26 protein-coding genes are annotated in these 23,763 nt (G+C 51.3%); 19 read left to right on the forward strand and 7 right to left on the reverse strand.

Going from position 1 to position 23,763, the window contains the following annotated elements:
- The first annotated feature begins 2 nt into the window (after nucleotides 1-2).
- A complete protein-coding gene (locus tag Q394_RS0117850) occupies nucleotides 3-749 on the forward strand; it encodes a LytR/AlgR family response regulator transcription factor (RefSeq protein WP_028490444.1) in 747 nt (248 codons plus the stop codon).
- Between the two features lie 54 nt (nucleotides 750-803).
- Here the strand turns inward: Q394_RS0117850 and Q394_RS0117855 are convergent, their stop codons facing one another.
- Nucleotides 804-1,289 (reverse strand): thioredoxin family protein, encoded by a 486-nt coding sequence (locus Q394_RS0117855; protein ID WP_028490445.1) that lies wholly within the window; start codon nucleotides 1,287-1,289, stop codon nucleotides 804-806.
- Nucleotides 1,290-1,516: 227 nt separating this feature from the next.
- Between Q394_RS0117855 and Q394_RS0117860 the strand changes: the two genes are divergently transcribed.
- The 9 genes from Q394_RS0117860 to Q394_RS0117900 all read left to right on the forward strand — a co-directional run bounded on the left by Q394_RS0117860 (nucleotide 1,517) and on the right by Q394_RS0117900 (nucleotide 8,496).
- Nucleotides 1,517-1,867 (forward strand): ATP synthase subunit I, encoded by a 351-nt coding sequence (locus Q394_RS0117860; RefSeq protein ID WP_028490446.1) that lies wholly within the window; start codon nucleotides 1,517-1,519, stop codon nucleotides 1,865-1,867.
- 41 nt (nucleotides 1,868-1,908) lie between these two features.
- Entirely contained in the window at nucleotides 1,909-2,763 is an 855-nt protein-coding gene (gene atpB, locus Q394_RS0117865; protein ID WP_038142029.1) for a F0F1 ATP synthase subunit A, read from the forward strand.
- 86 nt (nucleotides 2,764-2,849) lie between these two features.
- Complete coding sequence (gene atpE, locus Q394_RS0117870; RefSeq protein WP_028490448.1) at nucleotides 2,850-3,137, forward strand: F0F1 ATP synthase subunit C; 288 nt, start codon at nucleotides 2,850-2,852, stop codon at nucleotides 3,135-3,137.
- Between the two features lie 43 nt (nucleotides 3,138-3,180).
- Nucleotides 3,181-3,651 (forward strand): F0F1 ATP synthase subunit B, encoded by a 471-nt coding sequence (locus tag Q394_RS0117875; RefSeq protein ID WP_028490449.1) that lies wholly within the window; start codon nucleotides 3,181-3,183, stop codon nucleotides 3,649-3,651.
- A gap of 11 nt (nucleotides 3,652-3,662) precedes the next feature.
- A complete protein-coding gene (locus Q394_RS0117880; RefSeq protein ID WP_028490450.1) occupies nucleotides 3,663-4,199 on the forward strand; it encodes a F0F1 ATP synthase subunit delta in 537 nt (178 codons plus the stop codon).
- Between the two features lie 28 nt (nucleotides 4,200-4,227).
- Entirely contained in the window at nucleotides 4,228-5,769 is a 1,542-nt protein-coding gene (gene atpA, locus Q394_RS0117885; RefSeq protein WP_028490451.1) for a F0F1 ATP synthase subunit alpha, read from the forward strand.
- 15 nt (nucleotides 5,770-5,784) lie between these two features.
- A complete protein-coding gene (gene atpG, locus Q394_RS0117890) occupies nucleotides 5,785-6,642 on the forward strand; it encodes a F0F1 ATP synthase subunit gamma (protein WP_028490452.1) in 858 nt (285 codons plus the stop codon).
- Nucleotides 6,643-6,681: 39 nt separating this feature from the next.
- Nucleotides 6,682-8,058, forward strand: coding sequence for a F0F1 ATP synthase subunit beta (gene atpD / locus Q394_RS0117895; protein WP_028490453.1), 1,377 nt, complete (start codon nucleotides 6,682-6,684; stop codon nucleotides 8,056-8,058).
- Nucleotides 8,059-8,070: 12 nt separating this feature from the next.
- Nucleotides 8,071-8,496, forward strand: coding sequence for a F0F1 ATP synthase subunit epsilon (locus tag Q394_RS0117900; RefSeq protein WP_028490454.1), 426 nt, complete (start codon nucleotides 8,071-8,073; stop codon nucleotides 8,494-8,496).
- A gap of 70 nt (nucleotides 8,497-8,566) precedes the next feature.
- On the opposite strand, the gene Q394_RS0117905 is transcribed toward Q394_RS0117900, so the two are convergent.
- From Q394_RS0117905 to Q394_RS23015, 3 genes are read right to left on the reverse strand one after another with little or no spacing between them, the layout of a single operon-like run.
- Nucleotides 8,567-10,000: a sigma-54-dependent transcriptional regulator gene (locus Q394_RS0117905; protein ID WP_028490455.1), complete on the reverse strand. Its 1,434-nt coding sequence runs from the start codon at nucleotides 9,998-10,000 to the stop codon at nucleotides 8,567-8,569.
- A 33-nt stretch (nucleotides 10,001-10,033) separates the two neighbouring features.
- A complete protein-coding gene (locus Q394_RS0117910; RefSeq protein WP_028490456.1) occupies nucleotides 10,034-11,662 on the reverse strand; it encodes a two-component system sensor histidine kinase NtrB in 1,629 nt (542 codons plus the stop codon).
- The gene (locus Q394_RS23015) at nucleotides 11,620-11,862 is read right to left on the reverse strand and encodes a PP0621 family protein (protein WP_038142032.1); all 243 of its coding nucleotides are present in this window, start codon (nucleotides 11,860-11,862) and stop codon (nucleotides 11,620-11,622) included. Before Q394_RS23015 ends, Q394_RS0117910 begins: the two co-directional genes overlap by 43 nt.
- A gap of 1 nt (nucleotide 11,863) precedes the next feature.
- Here Q394_RS23015 and Q394_RS0117920 point away from each other — a divergent pair, with 1 nt between their 5' ends.
- Genes Q394_RS0117920 through Q394_RS0117935 form a run of 4 tightly spaced genes read left to right on the forward strand, consistent with a single transcriptional unit; the run spans nucleotide 11,864 to nucleotide 16,540 of the window.
- On the forward strand, nucleotides 11,864-13,576 hold the full coding sequence (locus Q394_RS0117920; RefSeq protein ID WP_084260533.1) for an NAD+ synthase: 1,713 nt from the start codon (nucleotides 11,864-11,866) through the stop codon (nucleotides 13,574-13,576).
- The gene (locus Q394_RS0117925; protein WP_028490459.1) at nucleotides 13,573-13,911 is read left to right on the forward strand and encodes a P-II family nitrogen regulator; all 339 of its coding nucleotides are present in this window, start codon (nucleotides 13,573-13,575) and stop codon (nucleotides 13,909-13,911) included. Before Q394_RS0117920 ends, Q394_RS0117925 begins: the two co-directional genes overlap by 4 nt.
- The gene (locus Q394_RS21065) at nucleotides 13,908-15,482 is read left to right on the forward strand and encodes a GNAT family N-acetyltransferase (protein WP_038142034.1); all 1,575 of its coding nucleotides are present in this window, start codon (nucleotides 13,908-13,910) and stop codon (nucleotides 15,480-15,482) included. Before Q394_RS0117925 ends, Q394_RS21065 begins: the two co-directional genes overlap by 4 nt.
- Nucleotides 15,483-15,484: 2 nt before the next feature.
- Nucleotides 15,485-16,540, forward strand: a complete 1,056-nt coding sequence (locus tag Q394_RS0117935) for an acyltransferase family protein (protein ID WP_028490460.1) — start codon at nucleotides 15,485-15,487, stop codon at nucleotides 16,538-16,540.
- On the opposite strand, the gene Q394_RS0117940 is transcribed toward Q394_RS0117935, so the two are convergent.
- A complete protein-coding gene (locus Q394_RS0117940) occupies nucleotides 16,537-17,364 on the reverse strand; it encodes an undecaprenyl-diphosphate phosphatase (protein WP_028490461.1) in 828 nt (275 codons plus the stop codon). The genes Q394_RS0117935 and Q394_RS0117940 overlap by 4 nt on opposite strands.
- A 32-nt stretch (nucleotides 17,365-17,396) precedes the next feature.
- The gene (locus tag Q394_RS0117945; protein ID WP_028490462.1) at nucleotides 17,397-18,515 is read right to left on the reverse strand and encodes a class I SAM-dependent methyltransferase; all 1,119 of its coding nucleotides are present in this window, start codon (nucleotides 18,513-18,515) and stop codon (nucleotides 17,397-17,399) included.
- Between the two features lie 47 nt (nucleotides 18,516-18,562).
- Here Q394_RS0117945 and Q394_RS0117950 point away from each other — a divergent pair, with 47 nt between their 5' ends.
- Nucleotides 18,563-19,306: a pteridine reductase gene (locus tag Q394_RS0117950; RefSeq protein ID WP_028490463.1), complete on the forward strand. Its 744-nt coding sequence runs from the start codon at nucleotides 18,563-18,565 to the stop codon at nucleotides 19,304-19,306.
- 2 nt (nucleotides 19,307-19,308) lie between these two features.
- Here the strand turns inward: Q394_RS0117950 and rfaH are convergent, their stop codons facing one another.
- Nucleotides 19,309-19,824: a transcription/translation regulatory transformer protein RfaH gene (gene rfaH, locus Q394_RS0117955; protein WP_028490464.1), complete on the reverse strand. Its 516-nt coding sequence runs from the start codon at nucleotides 19,822-19,824 to the stop codon at nucleotides 19,309-19,311.
- A 289-nt stretch (nucleotides 19,825-20,113) separates the two neighbouring features.
- On the opposite strand from rfaH, the gene Q394_RS0117960 reads away from it, so the two are divergent.
- From Q394_RS0117960 to Q394_RS0117975, 4 genes are read left to right on the forward strand one after another with little or no spacing between them, the layout of a single operon-like run.
- Nucleotides 20,114-20,794 carry an ABC transporter ATP-binding protein gene (locus Q394_RS0117960; RefSeq protein ID WP_308396429.1) on the forward strand — a complete coding sequence of 227 codons (681 nt, stop codon included), beginning with the start codon at nucleotides 20,114-20,116 and terminating at the stop codon, nucleotides 20,792-20,794.
- Nucleotides 20,791-21,552, forward strand: a complete 762-nt coding sequence (locus Q394_RS0117965; protein ID WP_028490466.1) for an ABC transporter permease — start codon at nucleotides 20,791-20,793, stop codon at nucleotides 21,550-21,552. The genes Q394_RS0117960 and Q394_RS0117965 overlap by 4 nt, the downstream gene beginning before the upstream one ends.
- A 6-nt stretch (nucleotides 21,553-21,558) precedes the next feature.
- On the forward strand, nucleotides 21,559-22,947 hold the full coding sequence (locus tag Q394_RS0117970) for a GldG family protein (RefSeq protein WP_028490467.1): 1,389 nt from the start codon (nucleotides 21,559-21,561) through the stop codon (nucleotides 22,945-22,947).
- A 1-nt stretch (nucleotide 22,948) separates the two neighbouring features.
- Complete coding sequence (locus Q394_RS0117975; protein WP_028490468.1) at nucleotides 22,949-23,752, forward strand: DUF4340 domain-containing protein; 804 nt, start codon at nucleotides 22,949-22,951, stop codon at nucleotides 23,750-23,752.
- Nucleotides 23,753-23,763: the final 11 nt, after the last annotated feature.

Here is a 23,763-nt window from a genome sequence, read left to right on the forward strand (position 1 = left end):
TTATGACATTAAAGATTTTAATTGTAGATGATGAGGAATATGCCCGAGCCCGTATCAAAGGGTTGTTGGCAAGCCAAGTCGATTACGGAGTTTGTGCAGAAGCCGAAAACGGGGTGGATGCAGTGCTGATGACGGAACGTTATCAGCCGGACATTGTGCTGATGGACATTTCTATGCCGGGTATGGACGGCTTAGAAGCGGCACGGCACATTTCGGGCATGGATAGCCCACCAGCCGTCATATTCACCACAGCGTATGGAGAATATGCTTTAGAAGCCTTTTCAACAAAAGCAACAGGGTATCTTATGAAGCCTATTAGACAAGAACAATTATTACAAAGTCTGGAACAAGCCCGCTCACTGAACCGCGCCCAACGTATGGAAGCGCTGGAAAACCGTGAAGGGCGTAGCATGTTGTCGCGCAAGCACATTTGCGCGCGGATGCGTGGCAACCTTGAATTGATTCCAATCGAAGATGTGGTGTATTTCCAAGCCGACCAGAAGTATGTGACGGTGCGCCACAAAAAGGGTGAGGTCATTATTGAAGAGTCGCTGAAGTCTCTTGAAACGGATTTGGCTGATCGCTTTATCCGCATTCATCGCAATGCATTAGTCTCTAAAACTGCGATTGCTGGTTTGTCCAAATCGTCGGTCGGACGTACCCAGATTGTGCTGGATAATGTCAAAGATCAGCTGGAAGTTAGCCGCCGCCATTTAGCGGAAGTACGCCGGTTCGTGCGTAACCGTTAATTTATTACTGTTCGTTTCTCCTGTTTAGGGGCGTAAGTGTTTGCGCCCCTTTTTTTATTTCATCGCTTGTTGCGCGGTGTCTATGGCGTTTTCCAAATACGCGCCATAAAAATCAGGATTGCTGTACCCTAGTAGGCGTTCTGCAATTTCTTCCCCTTGCGCATTTAAAAATAGTAATGTGGGCGTGAGCGATGCTTTATGCCGAGTGGCAAATTCATCCGCGCCGATTTTGTCGCCATTGAAATCAATAATGCTTGCATCTCCAACCATATCGAAGCTGCGGATGAGAATGCGTGAGTCATATTTTCCACTGGTGATCATTGGGGTTAGGTATTCAGCTTCTAGCCGTTTGCAAAATCCACAATAGTCGGCACGGAAGGCCAGTAATAGTGGAAGCTTCTTAGTCTGCATTTCTTGTTGCAATGCATGAAAATCCTGTGCATCCTGTATACCTTCGTTGGCAAATCCAGTACGTGTGGTTAGTGTTAGTGCTAACAGGCAAAGTAGTGTGATGACGGTGATTGATTGATTTACTTGCATGAAATTATTTTCCTGTAGGATAAGAATCTTAGTCATTCTCTATACTTAAGGACAACATATAGGTGATTTTGTTGTGGCGGGATATGCCAAAAGGGATATATAATACACCACTGTTTCCTAATGGGTTAGGGTCGTCCCTAGTGGTTGACCGTATATTAGTATCTATTTATACTCCATCGGGATTTCAGAGAGAGGAGGTTACATTTAAGCCTTCTCCAGAGGAGCAGATGCGAAGCATACTTATTATTCAATTCATCTTGATGTTGGCTGGTGTAGCAGTGTCGTTATGGCATCAAGGTGAAGCAGCATTGTTGCCTGCCTTCTACGGCGGAGCTATTGCGCTCGCAAACACTTTGTTGCTGTCTCGCCGTGTAGTGCAAGCCGGAGAGATAGCAAAAACTAGTCCACAGCAAAGTGTCAATGCTTTGTATTTTGGTGTGGTACAACGATTTGTATTTGTGTTGGTTGCGTTAGGATTCGGTTTGGGCTATTTGAAGCTATCTCCCGTTCCATTATTGGGTACGTTTATGGTCTCGCAACTGGCCTACATGCTGATGGGAACCCGCCAAGTTGGGTGATGTCAGCAAAACAGTTTTTAACTTTGTGTACGGAGTGAATTGTGAGCGAATCTAACGCGCCAGCAATATCAAGTCCTGTTGAGTACATCCAGCACCATCTGACCAACTGGAGCGTTGGCGTTGAACACGGTGAGCAAGTCAAGATCGTTGACTTCAGCGTATTCCACGTCGATGTTTTTTTGTTCAGCGTGCTACTCGCAGGTTTGCTTGCTTTCTTTGCCTGGAAAATTGGCAAAAATTTGAATCCTGATAAACCTACCGGGGCGCAAAACGTCGCGGAGACTATTGTTGAGTTTGTCAATCAACAAGTGAAAGATATTTTCCCGAATGCGGATGGTTTGATCGGTCCGTTGGCGATTACTATCTTTATGTGGGTTCTGCTGATGAACTCAATGGACTTCTTGCCGGTAGACTTGTTGCCTGCACTGTTCGGCGGTGTTGCTAGCTTGTTTGGGGCTGATCCGCACCATGTTTACCTGAAAGTGGTACCAACCACGAACCTCGATACCACATTCGGTTTGGCTCTATCCGTATTCGCCCTGATTATTTTCTACAACATCAAGCACAAGGGTGTGTGGGGTTACATCAAGCAATTCTTATTCCACCCGTTTGGGCCTTACCTGATGCCAGTGAACATCGTGATGACGGCGATTGAAGAGGTTGCCAAACCTGTCAGTCTCGGCCTGCGTTTGTTCGGAAACATGTTCGCCGGTGAACTGCTGTTCCTGTTGATCGCATTGCTGGCGTTCTCTGTTTGGGCAATGCCTGCACAGATTGCACTGGGCACTCTGTGGGCGATCTTCCACATGCTGGTTGTGCCCTTGCAGGCCTTCATCTTTATGCTGTTGACCATCGTATATTTGGGATTGGCTAGCCAAAGCGCCGAAGACCATTAATAGATGCAGGGGCGACCGATGGTCGCCCTATGAAATGATGTTTTAGTTTTATTTTTTGATTTTTAACTTTTCTTGGAGACTTCACAATGGATGCAAATGCAATTGCAATGATCTATTCCTACACGGCTGTAGGCGTTGGTATTATCTTGGCGGCTGCTGGTCTGGGTTCCGCACTGGGCTGGGGTATGATCTGTTCCAAATTTATCGAAGGCATTGCTCGCCAACCTGAAATGCGTGCGCAATTGACTGGTCAGATGCTGTTCACCGGCGGTCTGATGGAAGCATTCCCAATGATCGTTCTGGGTATCTCTATGTGGTTCATCTTTGCCAACCCGTTCATCGGCGCTGCCAAAGCTGCAATGGGTGCTGGTTAATTCCCCGATTGTTAAACGTTGTTACTAACATTCGGAGGTTAACATGAACGTAACTGCAACCCTGATTGGTCAGATGATCGTTTTTTCGATCCTTGTCTGGTTCGTCAAGAGCGTATTGTGGGAGCCGATGCTGAAAGTGCTGGAAGACCGTAAAGGGCGTATTGCCGATGGTCTTGCCGCTGCCGAAAAAGGCAAGCACGAAGAGGAATTAGCTCGCAAACACGCCTTAGATGAGCTGAAAAAAGCTAAAGCCGAAGCTGCCGAAATCGTCGCACAAGGCCAAAAGCGTGCAGCGGAAATCGTTGACGAAGCCAAGAATGCTGCTATCGAAGAAGCGGGTCGCGTGAAAGTCGCAGCCCAAGCGGACATCGAACAAGAAGTTTCCCGAGCACGTGAAACGCTGCGTACTCAAGTTTCTGCTTTGGCAGTAGCGGGTGCGGAGAAAATTCTTGGTAAGGAAATTGATGCCAAAGCTCACGCTAAAGCATTGGATGAACTGGCTGCGCAAATTTAAGGTGGTGAACCATGTCTGATTTGACAACCGCTGCCCGTCCTTATGCCCGAGCGGTGTTTGAGATGGCGCAGGAAGCCGGGAAGCTGACCGAATGGTCTGCTCAACTGGCAGCCATGTCTGCGGTCGTCGCGGCTGAAGGTTCATCTGCCTTGTTGGCTCATCCTCGTATGACCAAAGAGCAGAAAGCGGACATATTCGGCGAGATTGCAGGTGATGCACTCGACGATCAAGGCCGCAATCTGCTCAAGGCACTGGCAGAAAATGACCGTTTTACTTTGCTACCTGACATCGCAACCATCTTCGAGCAAATGAAGGCGGAAGCAGAGGGCGCAATTGAAGCGGAAATTATTTCTGCACAGGAAATGAGCGATGACCAGCAGCAGACCATTGCTGCGGCACTCCAAAAACGCTTGGGACGTGAGATTAAGCTCGTCACTAAAGTTGACCCAACCCTGATGGGTGGCGCGGTAATTCGCGCGGGTGACTTGGTGATTGACGGCTCAATCCAAAGCAGGCTGAAAGATATGAAGGCGGCGTTGGCGCGTTAAGCCCAGCCGATATATTGAGGAATAGCATATGCAACTTAACCCAACTGAAATCAGTGACCTGATCAAAAAGCGCATTAGCAGCTTTGAGTCCGGTGCTGAAGCTCGCACTGAGGGTACGGTTGTCTCCGTTACGGATGGTATCGTCCGCCTTCACGGGCTTGGCGATGTAATGTCTGGCGAGATGATCGAATTCTCCAACGGCTCTTACGGTCTGGCTTTGAACCTAGAACGTGATTCCGTCGGTGCAGTTGTCCTTGGTGATTACAAAGGTATCACTGAAGGCGACACCGTAAAATGTACTGGTCGTATTCTGGAAGTGCCACACGGTCGTGGTTTGCTGGGTCGCGTCGTTGACGCACTGGGCAACCCAATTGACGGTAAAGGCCCGGTAGAAAACGACGGTTTCGCCCCGATTGAGCGCATGGCGCCGGGCGTTATTGAACGTAAATCGGTTGACCAACCGCTGCAAACTGGTGTGAAAGCATTGGATGCGATGGTACCCATCGGTCGTGGTCAGCGCGAATTGATCATCGGTGACCGCCAAACCGGTAAAACTGCGGTAGCAGTCGATGCGATCATCAACCAAAAAGGCAAAAACGTGAAATGCGTTTATGTCGCCATTGGTCAGAAAGCATCTTCCGTTGCCAACGTAGTACGCAAACTCGAAGAGTACGGCGCACTGGAATACACCGTTATCGTAGCTGCAACCGCTGCTGATCCGGCTTCCATGCAATACCTCGCGCCTTACGCGGGTTGCACCATGGGTGAATACTTCCGTGACCGTGGCGAAGACGCTTTGATCGTATATGACGATTTGACCAAGCAAGCTTGGGCTTACCGTCAAGTTTCCCTGTTGCTGCGCCGCCCACCGGGTCGTGAAGCGTATCCAGGGGACGTTTTCTACCTGCACTCCCGTTTGCTGGAACGCGCTTCCCGCGTTAATAAAGAATACGTTGAAGAATTCACTAAAGGTGAAGTGAAAGGCCAAACCGGTTCATTGACCGCACTGCCTATCATCGAAACCCAAGGTGGTGACGTTTCTGCATTCGTACCAACCAACGTTATCTCGATCACTGACGGTCAGATCTTCTTGGAAAGTGACCTGTTTAACGCGGGCATCCGTCCTGCGATCAACGCAGGTCTGTCAGTATCCCGCGTAGGTGGTGCTGCACAAACCAAGATCATCAAGAAACTCGGTGGCGGTGTACGTTTGGCACTGGCGCAGTACCGTGAATTGGCAGCGTTCTCTCAGTTCGCATCCGACCTCGACGAAGGCACTCGTAAGTCTTTGGCGCGTGGTCAACGTGTCACTGAACTGATGAAACAGCCACAGTTCTCCCCGCTGTCCGTAGCAGAAATGGCTTTCTCCTTGTTTGCTGCCAACGAGGGTTTCCTCGATGACGTGGATGCAAAGAAAATCGTGGATTTTGAAGCAGCGATGCTGAGCTACCTGCGTTCTTCTGAGAAGGCACTGTTGGATAAGATCAACGAAAAAGGTGATTTCAACGGCGAGATTGAAAGTGCAATGAAAAAAGCACTGGAAACTTTCAAGTCGAAAAACACTTGGTAATGGGAGGTTATTCCTATGGCAGGTGGTAAAGAAATACTAAGCCAGATCAAGAGCATTAGTAATACCAAGAAGATCACCAAAGCAATGGAAATGGTTGCTGCATCCAAAATGCGCCGTGCGCAAGATCGGATGAAAGCTAGTCGTCCCTATGCTGACAAAATGCGTCAAGTGATTGGTCACTTGGCAGCAGGTCATCTTGAGTACAATCATCCTTATACCCAAGAACGTGAAACGGTGAAACGGGTTGGCTACATCATCATGTCCTCTGACCGGGGCTTGTGTGGTGGTTTGAACGTCAACTTGTTCAAGCAAGCGTTACGTAGCATTGCGGACTGGAAGAAAGAAGGTGTCGAAGTCGACATCTGCGTCTTCGGTGCCAAAGCAGCGGCAGCGTTTCGTCGTTACGGGATTGTTGCCCAGAAAACCCACATGGGCGATGCTCCAAAAGTGGCGGACATGATTGGCACCATCAAGGTGATGCTGGATGCTTACGAGGAAGGCCGAATTGATCGCCTTTTCCTGGTCGAGAATGAATTCGTCAACAGCATGACGCAAAAACCGCAGGTGACACAGCTCATCCCGGTCGTTGCTTCATCGGTGGATTCAATCAAGCACCATTGGGACTATCTCTACGAACCTGAATCGAAAGAAGTCATTGATGCGTTGATGCAGCGTTACATTGAATCACTCATTTACCAAGGCGCGGTTGAAAACGTGGCTTGCGAGATGGCAGCACGGATGGTCGCAATGAAGAGCGCCTCCGACAATGCCGGAACCATGATTGATGATTTGAAACTCATCTACAACAAGGCGCGTCAGGCGGCAATCACTCAGGAAATTTCCGAGATTGTTGCGGGTGCTTCAGCGGTCTAAGGCTGTTACGGATTTTAAATTTTAGTGAGGTACTGAATAATGAGTACTGGAAACATCGTTCAAGTCATCGGCGCGGTTGTTGACGTGGAATTCCCACGCAGCTCTGTGCCAGCGGTCTACGATGCGTTAACAGTAGCCGACCAGGGTCTGACCCTGGAAGTCCAGCAGCAGTTGGGTGACGGCATTGTACGCACTATCGCGATGGGTACGTCTGACGGCGTAAAACGCGGTATGCAAGTGGTGAATACAGGTGCACCAATCTCTGTTCCAGTCGGAACAGGGACATTGGGGCGCGTAATGAACGTTCTGGGCGAAGCGATTGATAACGCTGGCGACATCGTTCACGACAAGAAAATGCCAATCCACCGTGCGCCTCCGGCGTATGATGAATTGTCATCCGGTATCGACATTCTGGAAACAGGCATCAAGGTTATTGACCTGATCATGCCTATCGCCAAGGGTGGTAAAATCGGTCTGTTCGGTGGTGCGGGTGTAGGTAAAACCGTAACGCTGATGGAGTTGATCAACAACATCGCAAAACAGCACAGTGGTCTGTCTGTATTCGCCGGTGTTGGTGAGCGTACTCGTGAAGGGAACGACTTCTACCACGAAATGACAGAAGGCGGCGTTATCGACAAGGTAGCACTGGTTTACGGTCAGATGAATGAACCACCCGGCAACCGTCTGCGCGTCGCGTTGACAGGTTTGACGATGGCGGAACATTTCCGTGACGAAGGCCGTGACGTTCTGATGTTCGTTGACAACATCTACCGTTACACACTGGCGGGTACGGAAGTATCAGCACTGTTGGGTCGTATGCCGTCAGCGGTAGGTTATCAGCCAACACTGGCGGAAGAAATGGGCGCACTGCAAGAGCGTATCACTTCCACCAAAACTGGCTCTATCACTTCATTCCAAGCGGTTTACGTTCCTGCGGATGACTTAACTGACCCATCCCCAGCAACGACCTTCGCCCACTTGGATGCGACGCTGGTATTGTCACGTAATATCGCGGAACTGGGTATTTACCCTGCGGTTGACCCGTTGGATTCCACGTCGCGTCAGCTTGACCCGCTGGTTGTTGGCCAAGAGCACTACAGCATTGCGCGTGGCGTTCAAGGCATCCTGCAACGTTACAAAGAACTCAAGGACATCATCGCGATCCTGGGTATGGACGAACTCTCTGACGAAGACAAACAAGTCGTCGGTCGTGCACGTCGTATCCAACGCTTCCTGTCCCAGCCGTTCTTCGTAGCGGAAGTGTTCACAGGTTCACCGGGTAAATACGTTACCCTGAAAGACACGTTGAGCAGCTTCAAGGCGATCCTTAACGGTGAATACGACCATTTGCCAGAACAGGCATTCTACATGGTTGGTGGCATCGACGAAGTGATCGAGAAAGCTACGAAGCTCTGATAGGAGGGCATCATGGCGATGACATTTCATTTGGATGTGGTGACAGCAGAACAGTCCCTGTTCTCTGGCACGGTCGAAGAAGTGATTGCACCGGGTGCAATGGGTGACTTGGGCATTATGCCGCGTCACTCGCAGTTAATTTCCAAGCTGCGTGCAGGCGAATTACAGTACAAAACCGAAGACGGGATGGCATCGCTGTTCGTCTCTGGTGGCGTACTGGAAGTTCAGCCACACGTCGTGACAGTATTGGCTGACACCGGTATGCGTGCGGAAGACCTCGACGAGGCCGCCGCCCGCGAAGCAATGAAGCAAGCCCAAGACGCGCTGCAAGGCAAAGACCCGGAAGACCTCGATTATGAGGCGATCCAGTCCGAGCTAGAAGCGGCCAAGGCGCAGATCGAAATGCTGCACCGGATTGGTAAAGCTCGCGGTCACTGAGTTTCGACAAGTCCGCAAAAAACAGAAAGGCTCCTTCGGGAGCCTTTTTGCTGTTCCTTGTTGGTGGGGATTACCCCTCATCCAACCCGTACTTCTGAATCCGGTAGCGCAATTGCCGGAATGACATCCCCAGCACTTCCGCCGCCTTGGTGCGGTTCCAGCGGGTCTGATCCAACGCCCGCAGAATCAAATCGCGTTCCGCCTCCTCATCTACCGGATTCCACGCAGGCAAGGTTTCCACCTCTATTTTCCCCTTTTTGTATTCAAGCCCCTCGTCGTTCCCTGAGCGTAGTCGAAGGGAGGGGGTGGGGTGAGGCGTAGCCACGGCATCGACTGTTGCTATTGGCAACTGCAAATCATCCGGTTGAATTGTATTGTTGTCACACAGCGTACTCGCCCGCTCCAGTACATTTTCCAATTCCCGTACATTGCCAGGAAAGGTGTAACTGGCGAGTTCATCGCGTGCGGCTTGTGACAGCCGGATCGGCGGCATTTGCCAGCGTTCTGCAATCTTTTTCAGGAAAAAATCTGCCAATAGCAGGATGTCTTCCTGACGTTCGCGTAATGGTGGCACTTTCAGCTTGATGACGTTCAGACGGTAATACAAATCCTGACGGAAATGGCCTGCTGCCACTTCATGTTCCAGACTTTTGTGAGTGGCGCTGAGGATGCGCACATCCACGGCAGTTTCCTCCAGACCACCAACGGGTTTGACTGCGCCTTCCTGAATCGCCCGGAGGAGTTTGACCTGCATGGTCAGTGGTAAATCGGCGACCTCATCCAGAAACAAGGTGCCTTTGTGAGCGGCCTGAAACAAGCCTTGTTTATCGGCGACTGCGCCGGTAAAGCTGCCTTTTTTGTGCCCGAAAAATTCGCTTTCCATCAGGTTTTCGGGAATAGCACCGCAGTTAACTGGCACAAACGGGGCTTTGACTCGAGAGCCTTGCTGGTGGATCTGGTGCGCGACCAATTCCTTACCGCTGCCGGATTCGCCGTGAATGTACACCGGTGCTTGGCTGCGTGCCAGTTTATGGATGGTGCCTTTGAGTTGCTGCATGGCGGGGGAATTCCCCAGAATACTGCTACCGTGAGTGGCGCTGTTGTCATCATCAGGCACGGTTTGGTGCGCCTTGCCAGCGGACAGTTTCAGGGCAGTCTGGATCAGTTCGCGCAGTTTAGGTAAGTCCACGGGCTTGGATACAAAGTCGTAAGCCCCGGCTTTGAGCGCTTCCACAGCGGTATCCATACTGCCAAACGCCGTAATCACGGCGACTGGAATGTGTGGGTGGTGTTTTTGTAGGTAACGCACAATGTCGATACCATTGCCATCGGGCAGTTTCATGTCAGTCAGGCACAGATTGGGCTGGTATTGCTCAATTTTGTCGAGCGCGGTTTGTACGTCGCCCGCCGTGACGGTATCCAGCCCCATGCGCAACAGGGTGATTTCCAGCAATTCGCGGATATCAGGTTCATCGTCGATGATCAGTACGGTTTGTTCAGTCATGATAATTATTATCTTATTGTTTTATCTGTTGTTTTAGCGGTGGTGAGCAAACACCAGCCGGAAGCAGCTACCACCTGTCGCCAAGGCCACGTAATCGAGAGTCGCCCCATTAGTAAGGCATAATTCGCGCGACATGAACAGCCCCAGCCCTGTTCCCTGGGTGCTGGTGGTGAAAAACGGTTCAAACAGGCGTTGGCGCTGGGCTTCGGTCATGCCGCGCCCATTGTCGATGATATTGAGCATGATGTCGCGGGTATGGGTTGGGTTGCCCCCGTGAATGTCAAGTTGCAGTTTGCTGGGGTCTTCGTGGGCGTACTTGTAGGCGTTGCGGCACAGGTTCCAGATGATCTGGTGCAAGTGGGCGGGGTCGAACTCGATCACGGTGTCGGCAGGTTCGATAAACAGGTTAACTTGCTCTTCCCGCAATTGGTTTTGTTGGATGAAGTCTTTGCGGAATTCGTGCAGCCATAGTTTGAGTGCAAGGCGTTCACGGTTGGGTGTTTTTTTGCGTGATAAGTTAAGAACGCTTTCGATGGTCAGGTTCATGCGCCGCGCATTGGACTGGATGATTTGCAGTAAGCGGGTGTCAGCTTTGTCCAGATTCTGGGATTCGCTCATGAGTTGCGCGGCGTGGCTGATCGCACCGAGTGGGTTGCGGATTTCGTGGGCAATGCTCGCCGTTAACTGTCCGAGAGAAGCGAGTTTGGCGCTTTGCAGCTTTTCACGCTGTTCGGTGGTGTCTTCCAAGTTGATCATGGTGGCACGGCGTGATTGGTTGCCGAGTTGCGAGAAACGCGCCCGCATTTCGGTGGTGTTCTGGTGGCGCACGTCGAAACTAGCAATGCGTGGGCAAATGGTGTGTAACCAGTGTTGCAGGTGGTGGTCGAGTTCCGGGGCAAATTGTTGCAGTGGTTTGCTGCGCCAGTTGCCGGGTTGGCCGAGCATGTCCCACGCGGATTCATTCATGTGGCGAATAGCACCAGAACCTTCCACCACCACAATGCCGGATTCGAGCTTATCGAGGATCGACTGGTTAAGTTGTGAGAGGTTGGCAAGGTCGACCCCACGCCGTTGGGCGAGGGTGGCGACTGCACTGGCTTTGCGTATCCAGCGGTTGCTAGCGGTGCTGATCAGCAGGATGAACAGGGCAATTAGGCCGCTGTGCATGACGCTGCCTTGATCGCCTACGTGTTGGGATTGCAGCCAAACTTGCATGGCAACCAGTAACATACCCGTAATCGTTGCTAACATGAGGGAGATATGCCCGGGATTGCCCAAGTTAGGTATGAGCACGGGGATCAGCAGCAGTATACCGAAACCGGCTTCAATGCCGCTGCTGGAATAGAGTAAGCCTAGTAGCAGCGCAATATCCAGCAGTACAAACAACACGGTTTGCACGGATAGGTCAGGCCATTGGAAATAAGAGGACAGGTTGCTGACGACAGCAAGTACTAGATAAGCCCCTGTTAACCATACAAATAAGGCATGGTCATGACTGCCTAGTTTGACATTGCTGTCTGACATTACGAGCGCTACTAAAAATGCGCCTGCAAGGGTGAAGCGGTACACATGGTACAGCCGCAGTAAATTCCACGGATCTTCGTGCAGGAAGACCGGGATCAGTTTTTCGTCAGATGTAGCTTGGCGTGTTCCAGACTGCAAAAGTGTTTCCCCCCCTGGGAAATCGCTTCGTGTTCCGGGACATGCAGGCCGCACTGCAAGCAGCGCACCATGCGGGTGTTATTAGTCATTTGCCCGGTCGTTTTTTTGTGTTGTTCGCCCAAGCTCTGCTTGCGCTGCCAAGATTTTAACAGAAGAAACCCAACTACCAGCAAAACAAGGATAAAAATAATACGGGACATGATGTGTTACAGCCTTTTCAGGTATAGTCTTCAGATTGTTACCTTACCGTTTTATGACACTGTGCAAAAGAAAAATCAGACATTACGCATCGCATTGGCTCAATTGAATGTTTGCGTGGGGGATGTGCAAGACAATCTCCGCAAGGTGCGCGAAGCTATCCTTCATGCGCGTGAACAACAGGCCGATGTGGTGGTGTTCCCAGAATTGGTATTGGCGGGTTATCCGCCGGAAGATTTGTTGTTTCGCCCGGATTTTATTGCCCAGATGCAGGCGGGTGTTGAAGCCTTGGCAGTAGACGCGCACGGCATTACGGTCATTCTGGGAGCGCCAGTGCAGCGAGCAGGGCTGTTGCAAAATATGGCTTGCGTGCTGCGTGATGGTGAGGTGCTGGCTGAATACGCCAAGCAATGCTTGCCCAATTACCGGGTATTCGACGAAAAACGTTATTTCACACCCGGTACTGAGCCGTTGGTGATTGAAGTGGCGGGTGTCAAACTCGGCCTGCTGATTTGTGAGGATATTTGGGAAGATGCCCCGGCAAAGGCAGCGGTCATCGCAGGCGCGGAAGCCTTGTGTGTGCTGAATGCCTCCCCTTTTAGCTACGATAAGCAAGCGCAGCGCACTGAGCTGTTGCAGCGCCAAGCTTCTACGACAGGTTGTGCGCTGGCGTATGTGAATGTGGTCGGTGGACAAGATGAACTGGTGTTTGATGGCGATTCCATGCTGTTGGATGCAGCGGGTAATATCGTGTTCCGAGCGCAAGCATTTGTCGAAGGCGTATTTGTGCAAGATTGGGATGTCGGGAGTGTGTGTAGGGGCGTATTGCATACGCCCTCCGATCTTACACCCATGATCTACCAAGCCATTACCACCGGCATCCGTGATTACGTGCACAAGAATGGCTTTTCGCGCGTATTGCTGGGTTTGTCGGGCGGGATTGATTCGGCGCTGGTATTGGCGTTGGCGGTGGATGCTTTAGGCGCGGAAAATGTTGAAGCGGTAATGATGCCGTTTCATTACACCTCCGAGATGAGTGTGGAAGATGCCTATCAGCAGGCGGCGTGGTTAGGCGTACATTACCGTAATCTGCCGATTGCTGATATTTACAACAGCTTCACGGGTTTGCTCGCACCAGAATTTGGTGACAGGCCGGTGGATGTGACCGAGCAGAATTTGCAGGCACGTATCCGGGGCGTGTTGCTGATGTCGTTGTCCAACAAGCTGGGGAGTTTGCTGCTGTCCACCAGCAATAAGAGTGAAAGCGCGGTGGGTTACGCGACGCTGTATGGCGACATGGCAGGCGGATTTTCACCGCTGAAAGATGTTTACAAGCTGCAAGTATACCAATTGGCGGAATACCGCAATACGCTGGGGCAGGCGATTCCGCAACGGGTGATTGAGCGCCCGCCTTCCGCTGAACTGGCACCGGGGCAAGTGGATCAGGATTCCTTGCCACCTTATGAGGTGCTGGATGCCATTTTACAGCGTTTCATTGAGAACGATGAAGTACTGGATGAGATTGTGGCAGATGGATTTGACGCGGCGATCGTGCGCCGTGTAGTGAATCTGGTACTATTGAGCGAATACAAACGGCGACAGGCTGCACCGGGTGTGCGGATCAGTGGACGCGGGTTCGGTAAGGACTGGCGTTACCCTATTACCTCGGCCTGGCGTAAAAATTTACCCTTCAAAACCCCAAAGGAGCAAGCATGAAGCTGATTCAGGCCATCATCAAACCTTTCAAGCTGGATGACGTGCGTGAAGCGCTGACCGAGATTGGCGTGACCGGGATGACCGCTACCGAAGTGAAAGGTTTCGGGCGTCAGAAAGGCCATACCGAGCTGTACCGTGGTGCTGAATACGTGGTCGACTTTCTGCCGAAGGTCAAGTTGGAAATCGTGGTCAAGGAAGAGCAGGTCGATGCGGTGATCGAGGCTGTGCAGAAAGCGGCGCATACCGGCAAGATTGGCGACGGCAAGATTTTCGTCTCAGCAATCGAGCAAGCTATCCGCATCCGTACCGGTGAAAACGGACGGGACGCTGTATAAATAATCTTCCGCGTCGGCTGCAACGCGTGAGCGGGACGCAAGCCGAGTGTGTGCAACGGGTGCAAAGCCTGTTGCCTGCGGATGGCAAGGTATTCTGGGTAACAGGAGCTGCGAAAAAAGCGCATACCTTGTTGGGTCAGGAATGCACTGCCCTAGTATTTGATGCCCACAGCGGCTTTGATGTGAATGCGTTTGCAGCGGTGAGTGGTACGCTGTGTGGTGGCGGAATCTTGTTTTTGCTGACCCCTCCATTGGATGACTGGGCGACCTTTCCTGACCCGGATTACCGACGGTTTTTACCGTACCCGCATCAGCCGGAAGCGGTGGTAGGGCGGTTTTTGCGGCGCTTGGTGGGGATGTTGGAAGAGCGGGAGGGCGTATGCAATACGCCCCTACCAACGACCGTAGGGGCGTATTGCATACGCCCTCTTCATGACCAAATCAATGCCATCCAGAGCATTTTGCAAGTCCCTCTGCCAGTGGTGCTAACCGCTGACCGGGGACGTGGCAAATCGGCGGCACTCGGCATGGCTGCCAGCCAGTTGTTTGCTGCGGGCAAACGAGTGTTATTGACAGCGCCTTCCCGAGCGACGGTTGAGTCTGTTTTCAAACATGCCGAAAACCCGCCGCTATTCTTTGCGCCGGATGATCTGCTGCAAACCTTGCCGCAAGGCGATGTGTTGCTGGTGGATGAGGCGGCTGCTATTCCCGTCCCGTTGTTGTTGAAGATGTTGGAACATTATCCGCGTTGTGTATTTTCAACGACGTTGCATGGCTATGAGGGCAGTGGGCGCGGGTTTGCGTTGCGTTTCCAGAAGGTGTTGGATATGCAAGCACCCGGTTGGCAAGCGGTGCGTTTACACCAGCCGATCCGCTGGGGGGAGCATGATCCACTGGAGAACTTCATCAATCAGGCGTTGCTGTTGGATGTCGGGGGCGATGAGGAAGAGGGCGTATGCAATACTCCCCTACATTCTGTTTACCGCCAGTTAGATCGGGATGAACTTGCTGCCAATGAAGCGTTGCTGCGTCAAGTCTTCGGCCTGTTGGTGACGGCTCATTACCAGACCCGGCCGTCTGATTTGCGACAGATGTTGGATGCCCCGGATATTTCTATCCATGTGCTGGAACAAGATGGCAAGATGCTGGCGGTTGCGCTGTTGTCGCGTGAGGGTGGGTTGGATACGGAGTTGACCGCTGCCATTCATGCTGGCGTGCGTCGCCCACATGGGCATCTTATCCCCCAAACCTTGACCTTCCATGCCCACATGGCTGGGGCAGCAGAGTTGCTGTGTGAACGAGTTATGCGGATTGCGGTGTGCCCCCCGCTGCAACATCAGGGATTGGGTGCGCAACTGTTATTACATCTGTTAGCATTCGCCGAGCGCAGCGGTGTAGATTACATGGGTGTTAGTTATGCCATGACGCCGAACTTACTGCGTTTTTGGGAACGTGCCGGATTTGTGTTGGCACGGGTGGGTTTTCGCAAGGATGCGGCCAGCGGTAGCCATTCCGTCGTACAGGTCAAAGCATTGAGTGCGGCTGCAAGGTTATTGTTCAAAGGGTTGTAAATGTGGAACAGGTTTCAGTGAAAGGGCAACGGTTTTTAGCCCTTGATGCTTTGCGTGGTTTGGCGGCGTTATGGGTGGTGTATTTTCATATCTATGGGGGCTTGGGCTATCTCGCGGTAGATTTCTTTTTGGTGCTGAGTGGTTTTATCTTGGTGCATCGCTATTGGTATGCTGGTAAGCCCGTGACGCCCCGGGAGTTTATTAACCATCGGCTTGCGCGTTTATACCCGCTGCATCTTTATACCTTGTTGGTGTTCGTGCTGGTGCATTGGTTGATTTACTGGAAAATGCCGAGCTTCCGGGATGGGGCATTATTCACCTTTATTCAGCAGTTAACGTTGACGCATAACATTGGCCTGAGCCCGCAGGGGTTAACGTGGAATTACCCGGCTTGGTCAGTGTCGGTGGAGTTTTTTGTCAATATCCTGTTCATCTTTTTGATCACGCGCCAGACCCGTAGTGGCACGCTGTTTTTATTGGGAACCTTTGGGATTTTGGTGTTGTTCATGCAGCATGGGCAGTTGAATACACAGTCGGAAAACTATTTCGGTATTGTGAATTCTGGACTGTTGCGAGGAATGTCATCGTTCTTGTTGGGGATTTTGTCGTATCGGGTTTATCTGTTCTATCAAGATGATTGGCGGGTGGCGCGTTATGCAATATGGCTAGAAATGCTTTGTGTGCTGGCTGTTATGGGGATTATCGTGAGTCGTACAGGCTCATCAATGGGAATGGATGTCTTTGTGCCGTATCTGGCGCTGCTGATGGTGGCCATTTTTGCCTGTGAACAGGGTTGGTTGTCACGCGGGTTACGCAAGCTGGCCTATCTGGGAGAGATTTCCTATTCGGTATACCTCAATCATTTGGTCGTCCTCATGATCTTTCGTTACTTTGCTAAACAATATGGTTGGGATAAGCCAGTGATCTTGGGGTTAACGTTCGTCACGGTGTTGGTGTATTCGCACTTCACTTACCGTTATTTGGAGATACCCTTGGGTAAGGCTTGGCGTAAGGGGCTGACATGGTTAACCACCGCCAGCCCCTCACCACGCACTTAGTGCACAGTCCACTCAACCAGACCGGTATACGCAGTAATCAGTACAATGACCCCGAACGCAATCCGATACCATGCAAAAATGGTGAAGTCATGGTTGCTTACGTAGCGGATTAACGCCCGTACCGCAATCATGGCACTGATGAAGGCAAACACGAAGCCCATCGCCCATGCGCCCATATCATCCATGCTCAGCAAGGCGCGTTCCTTGTACATGGAGTATACGGAGGCAATCCCCAGTGTTGGCACGGCGAGGAAGAAGGAAAACTCTGCCGCAGCCTTACGTGATAGTCCAAAGAACAAGCCGCCGATAATGGTAGAGCCAGAACGTGACATGCCTGGAATCAGCGCCACTGCTTGTGCGAAACCTAGCTTCAACGCATCGATGGGACGGATATCATCGACGGTTTGAATGGTTACATTGTGCTGGCGTTTTTCCGCCCATAATATGATGAAAGCCCCCACGATAAAGGCAATCGCTACCGGTACAGGTTTGAACAGGTAGGCTTTTATAATATCGCCAAACATCAGACCAAGAATAGCCAGTGGCAAGAAGGCAATGGCAAGATTAATGATCAGGCGATTGGCAATCGGATCGCGCCCCATGCCCGCGAAGGTGCTGACAAAACGGGTACGGTATTCCCATACGATAGCCAAAATAGCACCTAACTGGATAGCAATCTCAAATACGCCGCGCTTGTCGTGATCCATAAAATTGAGCAAGTCGCCCGCCAGAATCAAGTGGCCAGTGCTGGAAATGGGCAGAAACTCAGTCGCGCCCTCCACCAATCCCATGATGGCTGCTTTGAGAAGTAATAGAAAATCCATAAATGTCCTTTTGTTTGTATTTGCTAGATAAATTATAGACGGTGCTGCTGACTAGCAAGCGCAAAGCCCTGCCATGTAAAGGCAACCCCCTTATTAAGCCCTATCACCTTGAAACGTTCCCCCATTTCGCTGGGAAGGCTCAAGGTGCGTATCTGCTGGGCAAGTTTATATTGATCAGCAGGATTTGTCTGTAAGGCGTCGATGAACAATGTTTCGAGTGCATTACTCGCAAGAAAAGCAGCTTGCGTGGTGTAACCGCCGAGCGTGAAGCCCACATCCAGCCCGGCATGGGCAACCGCCGTAAAATCCACGCTCGCGGTAATATCTTGCAGGCCGGGGTAAATCAGCGGATTGTCATGCACGCGGTGCTGGTAGTGGCAAATCAGTGTGCCTTGTGTGCGGTCGGGGCGATAATAATCCGCCTGTTCGTAACCATAGTCGATCAGTAGCAAAACGCCCGCTGCTAGCGAATCTGCCATGCTTCGCATCCAACCGGGAAGATTGGGGTTGAATTCGGAGGTGTAATGACCTTCTACGGGGACTAAATCAAAACCATCCCCTTGTATTTCCACCTGCCGAATCACCCTGTCTCCATCGACCAAGGTGAATAATTCCACCGGCATGGCATCCAGCACTTCATTGCCGACGATCACGCCGCGCAGGGGTGTTTCTGGCAAACGCTCCAACCATTCCACTCGTGCCAGTAAATGCGGTACATGCCGTTGCAAAGTCTGGCGTTGGCGGTCGCGCAGTTCCGGGCTGAGATCAAGTATTAGGTAACGTTCGGGCAGACAATGGAGGGCTTCTAACCGTGCCAGCATATCTGCCGCCATGATGCCGCTGCCTGCGCCCAGTTCCAGCACGTCGCCGCCGCCGAGTTCCGTCAGTACTTGCGCACACTGGTTGGCGAGGCATTGCGAAAACAGCGGGGAAATTTCGGGGGCAGTAATAAAGTCGCCATCCTTGCCGATTTTGCGCGAACCCGCGACGTAATAGCCTAAGCCCGGTTCGTACAAGGCCATGCGCATAAATTCCCGGAAGGGGATGCTGCCGCCATTGGCGGTTATTGCAATACGAATGCGTTCGGCAAGCTGGGCGCTATGTGCCAAAGCCTCAGCAGAAGGTGTGGGTAATGTGTCAGTAAAGCGCATGTCGGGTTATGATAATGAAAAATATAAAGCTTAACAGAAGGTATGGCATGGCGACATTGGAAGGTAAGGTAGCATTGATCACAGGTGCTGCCCGGCGCATTGGCGCAGAAACAGCTCGCACGTTACACGCAGCAGGTGCAACGGTGGTAATCCACTACCGCAATTCCTCTGAGGATGCTGAACACTTACAGGCAGTATTGAACCAGCAGCGTGAGGATTCCTGTTTTCTGGTAAAGGGTGATTTGCTGGACATGGCGACGATTCCGGCACTGATTGCCGACACGGTAGCGCAAGCCGGGCGGCTGGATATTTTAGTAAACAACGCTTCATCCTTTTACCCTACGCCGTTGGCAAGTGTGACCGAACAGCAATTCGATGACCTGATCGGCACTAACCTGAAAGCGCCATTGTTCATGGCGCAAGCTGCTGCACCGCATTTACAGGCTAATCACGGTTGCATCATCAATATGGTGGATATTCACGGTTTGCGTCCCTTGAAAAATTACGCGGCTTATTGCGTGGCGAAAGCAGGTTTACTGATGCTGACTCAAGTGTTAGCGCGGGATCTAGAGCCAACAGTGCGTGTTAACGGTGTTGCACCCGGCGCGATTCTCTGGCCTGAAATGGTAGAAAATCACGCGATGCACGCCGAAATCCTAGCCAAAACTGCCTTGCAACGTGAAGGTAATCCCACCGATATTGCCAAAACCATTCTGTTTTTGGTGCGGGATGCCGACTACATCACCGGGCAAGTGATCCCGGTGGACGGTGGTCGGTTGCTAAACCATTAACGCTAGGCGGCGTAAAGTTGTGCCGGAGAAAGCGCTAGCTTGGTCTGCTTATAGAGAATTTCCAGCAATACGATGACGCGTTCTTCACCGTCGTATTTCTCGAAAATAGCCTCCAAACCCCTGAAAGGCCCTTCCGTAATCACGACCTTGTCACCGGTATGGTAGCGGTCAAGGTCAATAGCGCGTTCGCCTAGCATGGCTTCCTGCTGTTGCAGTGCGATAATCAAGGCTTCGGGAACGCGAGCAGCTTCTGTGCCAAAGCGCACAAAACTGCTGATGCCAGTGGTGGAGCGGATTGGTGCCCAATTGTCATTCACGCCATCATCCAGATGAATAAACATATAGCGTGGGAACAGTGATTCGATTTTAGTAATAACTTTGCCGCGTTGCGTGCGTAAGCGTTTGGCGAGAGGACGGTAAACGTCGTAGCCTTGATTGCGGAGTTGAAATTCCGCGACTTCATCTTTATGCGGTTTGCTGGTCAACAAGAACCAGTTTCTGTCAGTTTCGACACTCATGATGTACTACCTTTAGTAAGCCCAACTAAGATAGCCGCTGACGCTCTGCTAGCCAAATCCCCTAATCTGAAAAAGCATCTACACGTTACGCGGCATTACAATATATTCAGTCTATTCGATATACTCTTAAGTTCAACCCTTATAAATATAGAATATTTTTATCACAAATTCATAATTATTAATGAATACTGAACCGGCAAGGGCAAGTTACATGATAAATCATCAAGATAGGCTCATTAGTGCAATAGGGTTGTCACGCTACTATAGTGACCATTGCGCAGTAAATAATGTGGATGTTGTTTTACACAAGGGCGAAGTGCTGGGCTTGTTGGGGCCAAATGGTGCTGGAAAGTCCACCACCATGCAGATGTTGACCGGAAATTTATCCCCAAGCGTAGGTGAAATTCAGATAAACGGCATTGACCTGCTGGATGAGCCACGCAAAGCCAAGCAGCAAATTGGTTATCTACCGGAACAACCACCGGTCTATCGCGATTTGACCGTAGGGGAATACCTGCATTACTGCGCCCGTTTACGTAATGTGCCAGTAACCGAGCGTAAAGAGGCGCTCGAACGTGCCAGCGAACGCTGTGGGTTGCAGGAGGTAAGTAAGCGTCTGATCGGCAACCTTTCCAAAGGCTACCGTCAGCGGGTTGGGATTGCGCAAGCCATTCTTCATAATCCTGCCGTCGTTATCCTTGATGAACCCACCGTGGGGCTTGACCCTATCCAGATCCGTGAAATCCGCAGCTTGATTCGTGAGTTGGGCAAGGAGCACGGCATTATCCTTTCCACCCATATCCTACCGGAAGTACAAGCGGTGTGTGACCGGGTGCAAATCCTCAATCGTGGTAAAACCGTATTCAACGATACGCTTGAAGGCGTGGAGTCGCTGGAAAAAGTGTTTTTCGACCTGATTTTCCGCGAAGCGGATGTTGCTGAAGAACATGTCAAGGAGGTGGCTGCATGAAGGCGATTTGGGCAATTGCCAGTACCGAGTTTCGGCGTATGTTCTTGTCACCGTTGGCGTGGAGCATTCTGGCGGTGGTGCAGTTCATCCTCGCATGGATGTTTTTGTTGGGCTTGAATGAATATACCGTACAAACGCAAGCGATTGCGGTGGGTACTGAGGATATCGCAGGGATTAGCGAGGCGTTAATTCCTTTCCTGTTTTCCACTGCCGCTTCCATTATGTTGGTGGTGATGCCGCTGATTACTATGCGTTTGTTTGCGGAAGAACGCATGAATCAGACCTTGACCTTGCTGACTTCTTCACCGCTTTCCAATACGCAGATTGTGTTAGGGAAGTACGTCAGCCTGTTGTTGTTTGTTTTGTTGTTTGTGGGGTTGCTGGCGTTGATGCCGGTGTCATTGAGTTTGTCGACTCAGCTTGATTGGGGGCAATTGGCGGCAGCGGCGTTGGGTTTGACGTTGTTGTTGGCAGCGTTTGCAGCGGCAGGCTTATTCCTGTCGGCATTGACGCGGCAGCCCGTGATTGCGGCGGTGACAACCTTTGGTTTTTTACTGTTGTTGGAAGTGTTTTATCAGTCGGGGCATTCACAGGGCGCATCGAGTGAGTTGTTTGTCTATTTGTCAGCCTTTGGGCATTTCCTGTCGTTTGTGGGCGGCATGTTTGATAGCAGTGATCTGATTTATTACGTGCTGTTTATTGGTGGCTTCTTGGTATTGACGATCCGAAAACTCGATAATGACAGGCTACAAGGGTAAATTTGCATGAAAATGAGTAAACATGCCCACCGTTTGGTGTGGGTGCAAAACGTGATTTTTTACCTACTATTTGTGGTAATCCTCGGATTATTAGGGTTCTTGGGACGTGAGTTCAAGATAGCAGCGGACTGGACGTATGATGGTCGTAATAGCTTGTCAGTACCGACTCAGACATTGCTGAAAACGCTGGATCAACCCGTAAAATTTGTTGCTTATATTCCTGATAACCCGACGTTGCAGGAGCAGCTTAAGCAATTACTGGGTAAGTACCAGCGGGTCAGGCCGGATATTACGTTGGAATTCGTTAACCCTGACCTTGATCCCACGCGGGCAAAACAGGATGGTATTGATCATGCCGGTCAGCTGGCGATTCACTTTGGGGGGCGTAGCGAGGTGATGGATTCCGCCAGTGAAGCCACGATCGGCAGTGCGATCCAGCGCATGAGCCGGGGTGGGGAGCGTCTGGTGGTGTTTCTGGAGGGGCATGGTGAACGTCAGCCCTTGCTCGACCAGTCCAGCGGCATGTCGCAACTGGTGGCTAACCTGCAACGCAACGGTTTCCTGATCCAGCCGCATAATCTGGTGCGTACTCAGATGCTGCCGCAAAATGCCAGTTTCGTGGTGATTGCCGCGCCCCAGCAAGATTTTCTGCCCGGTGAAGTGGCGGTTCTGAAAAAGTACCTAGAACAAGGTGGTAATTTGTTGTGGTTGCAGGACCCGGGTGGTTTACATGGTTTACAGCCGCTGGAGGAGTTGCTTGGCCTGCAAATTTACGATGGCACGGTGATTGATGCTAATGAGCAGTTACAAGCTTTGCTGGGAATTAACCATCCGGCCGTTGTGCCCGTGGTGGATTACGGTAAAGCTGAGATTGTGCAAAAAATGGCGGGTAAACAGACCATTTTTCCGTTTGCCACGATGGTTGCCCGTTCGCCTACTGCTGGGGATCAGGATGGGGCTTTGAATTGGCAGGCCGATGAGTTCCTCAATACCTTGGCGGGGAGTTGGCTGGAAAGCAGTGGAGTACTGGAAGGTGCGGTTAAATTTGATGAGGGTAGCGGCGATGAGGAGGGGCCAATCCCGATCGGGGTGACGCTGACTCGTGAGTTGGCTTCGGCTAAGAAGAGCCAACGCGTGGTGGTGATCGGGGATAGTGATTTCATGCTCAATAGCTTTATTGGGATTGGGGCAAACCTCGATCTTGCAACCAATACCTTCAATTGGTTGAGTGCGGATGACAACTTGTTGGAAGTGCCGGTGATCCGCGCCCCTGATACTAAGCTGGATTTGAGTGAGACGGGTGGCTTTGTGCTGGGGACGTTTTTTCTGTTCGTATTGCCGATCGGCTTATTGCTGGCTGGTGCATGGATTTGGTGGCGCAGGCGGAGGCGTTGAGATGAGTAATACCACACACACACGGCGCTTATGGCTTAATCTTGCTTTATTGCTGCTGGTTGGGGGGCTGGGGGCGTTGGTATGGTGGCAATCCAACCAGCCACAGAAAATGCCAGAAACGTTGCTGACGTTGACGCGGGCAGATATTACCCGTGTGGAAATCGTGCGTGAGCCGGGTAGTGCCAAGCCCGATATGATTCGGTTAGAACGCACGGGTGAGCTTTGGCGAATGTTGGAACCCAAGCAGGGTGCTACCAATCCTGTGCGTATCAGCCAATTGTTCACGTTGTTGGATGAGACGGTGGCGGCCAGCTATGACGCAGCAGGCAAGGATTTAAAGCAGTACGGTTTAGAACCCGGTGCTGTCAGTGTGAAGTTCAATGACCAAACGTTGCTGTTTGGTGCTGAGAACTCGCTGTCTCGGACGCGTTACTTGCTCCACGCAGGCAAGATTCAACTGGTGTCAGAAGCGGTGTTTGGTTTGTTGACAGGGGAGGCAACAGCGTTGCTTGCCAATAAGCTGATACCCGAAGGCCGTAGTGTGAAAGCGGTATCGTTACCGGATGGTTTTAATGCTAAGGCAGCAGGTGTGATCCAGAGCTGGCAGTCGGCAGATGCGCTTCGGGTTGAGGCGTATGAGGGGGAAGTCAGTAAAGGGAAGGTTATTTTGACCCTAGATGATGGTTCTCAGGTAGTGTTGGATTTATTGTCAAATAATGGGGAACTGGTGCTGGCTAATATTGTCTCAGGGATACGTTACATTATGGCAGAAACCCAATGGCGCTATTTACTCCCCATTAAATAGATTTACATGCG

The organism is Thiothrix lacustris DSM 21227 (assembly GCF_000621325.1).
GTDB lineage: Bacteria > Pseudomonadota > Gammaproteobacteria > Thiotrichales > Thiotrichaceae > Thiothrix > Thiothrix lacustris.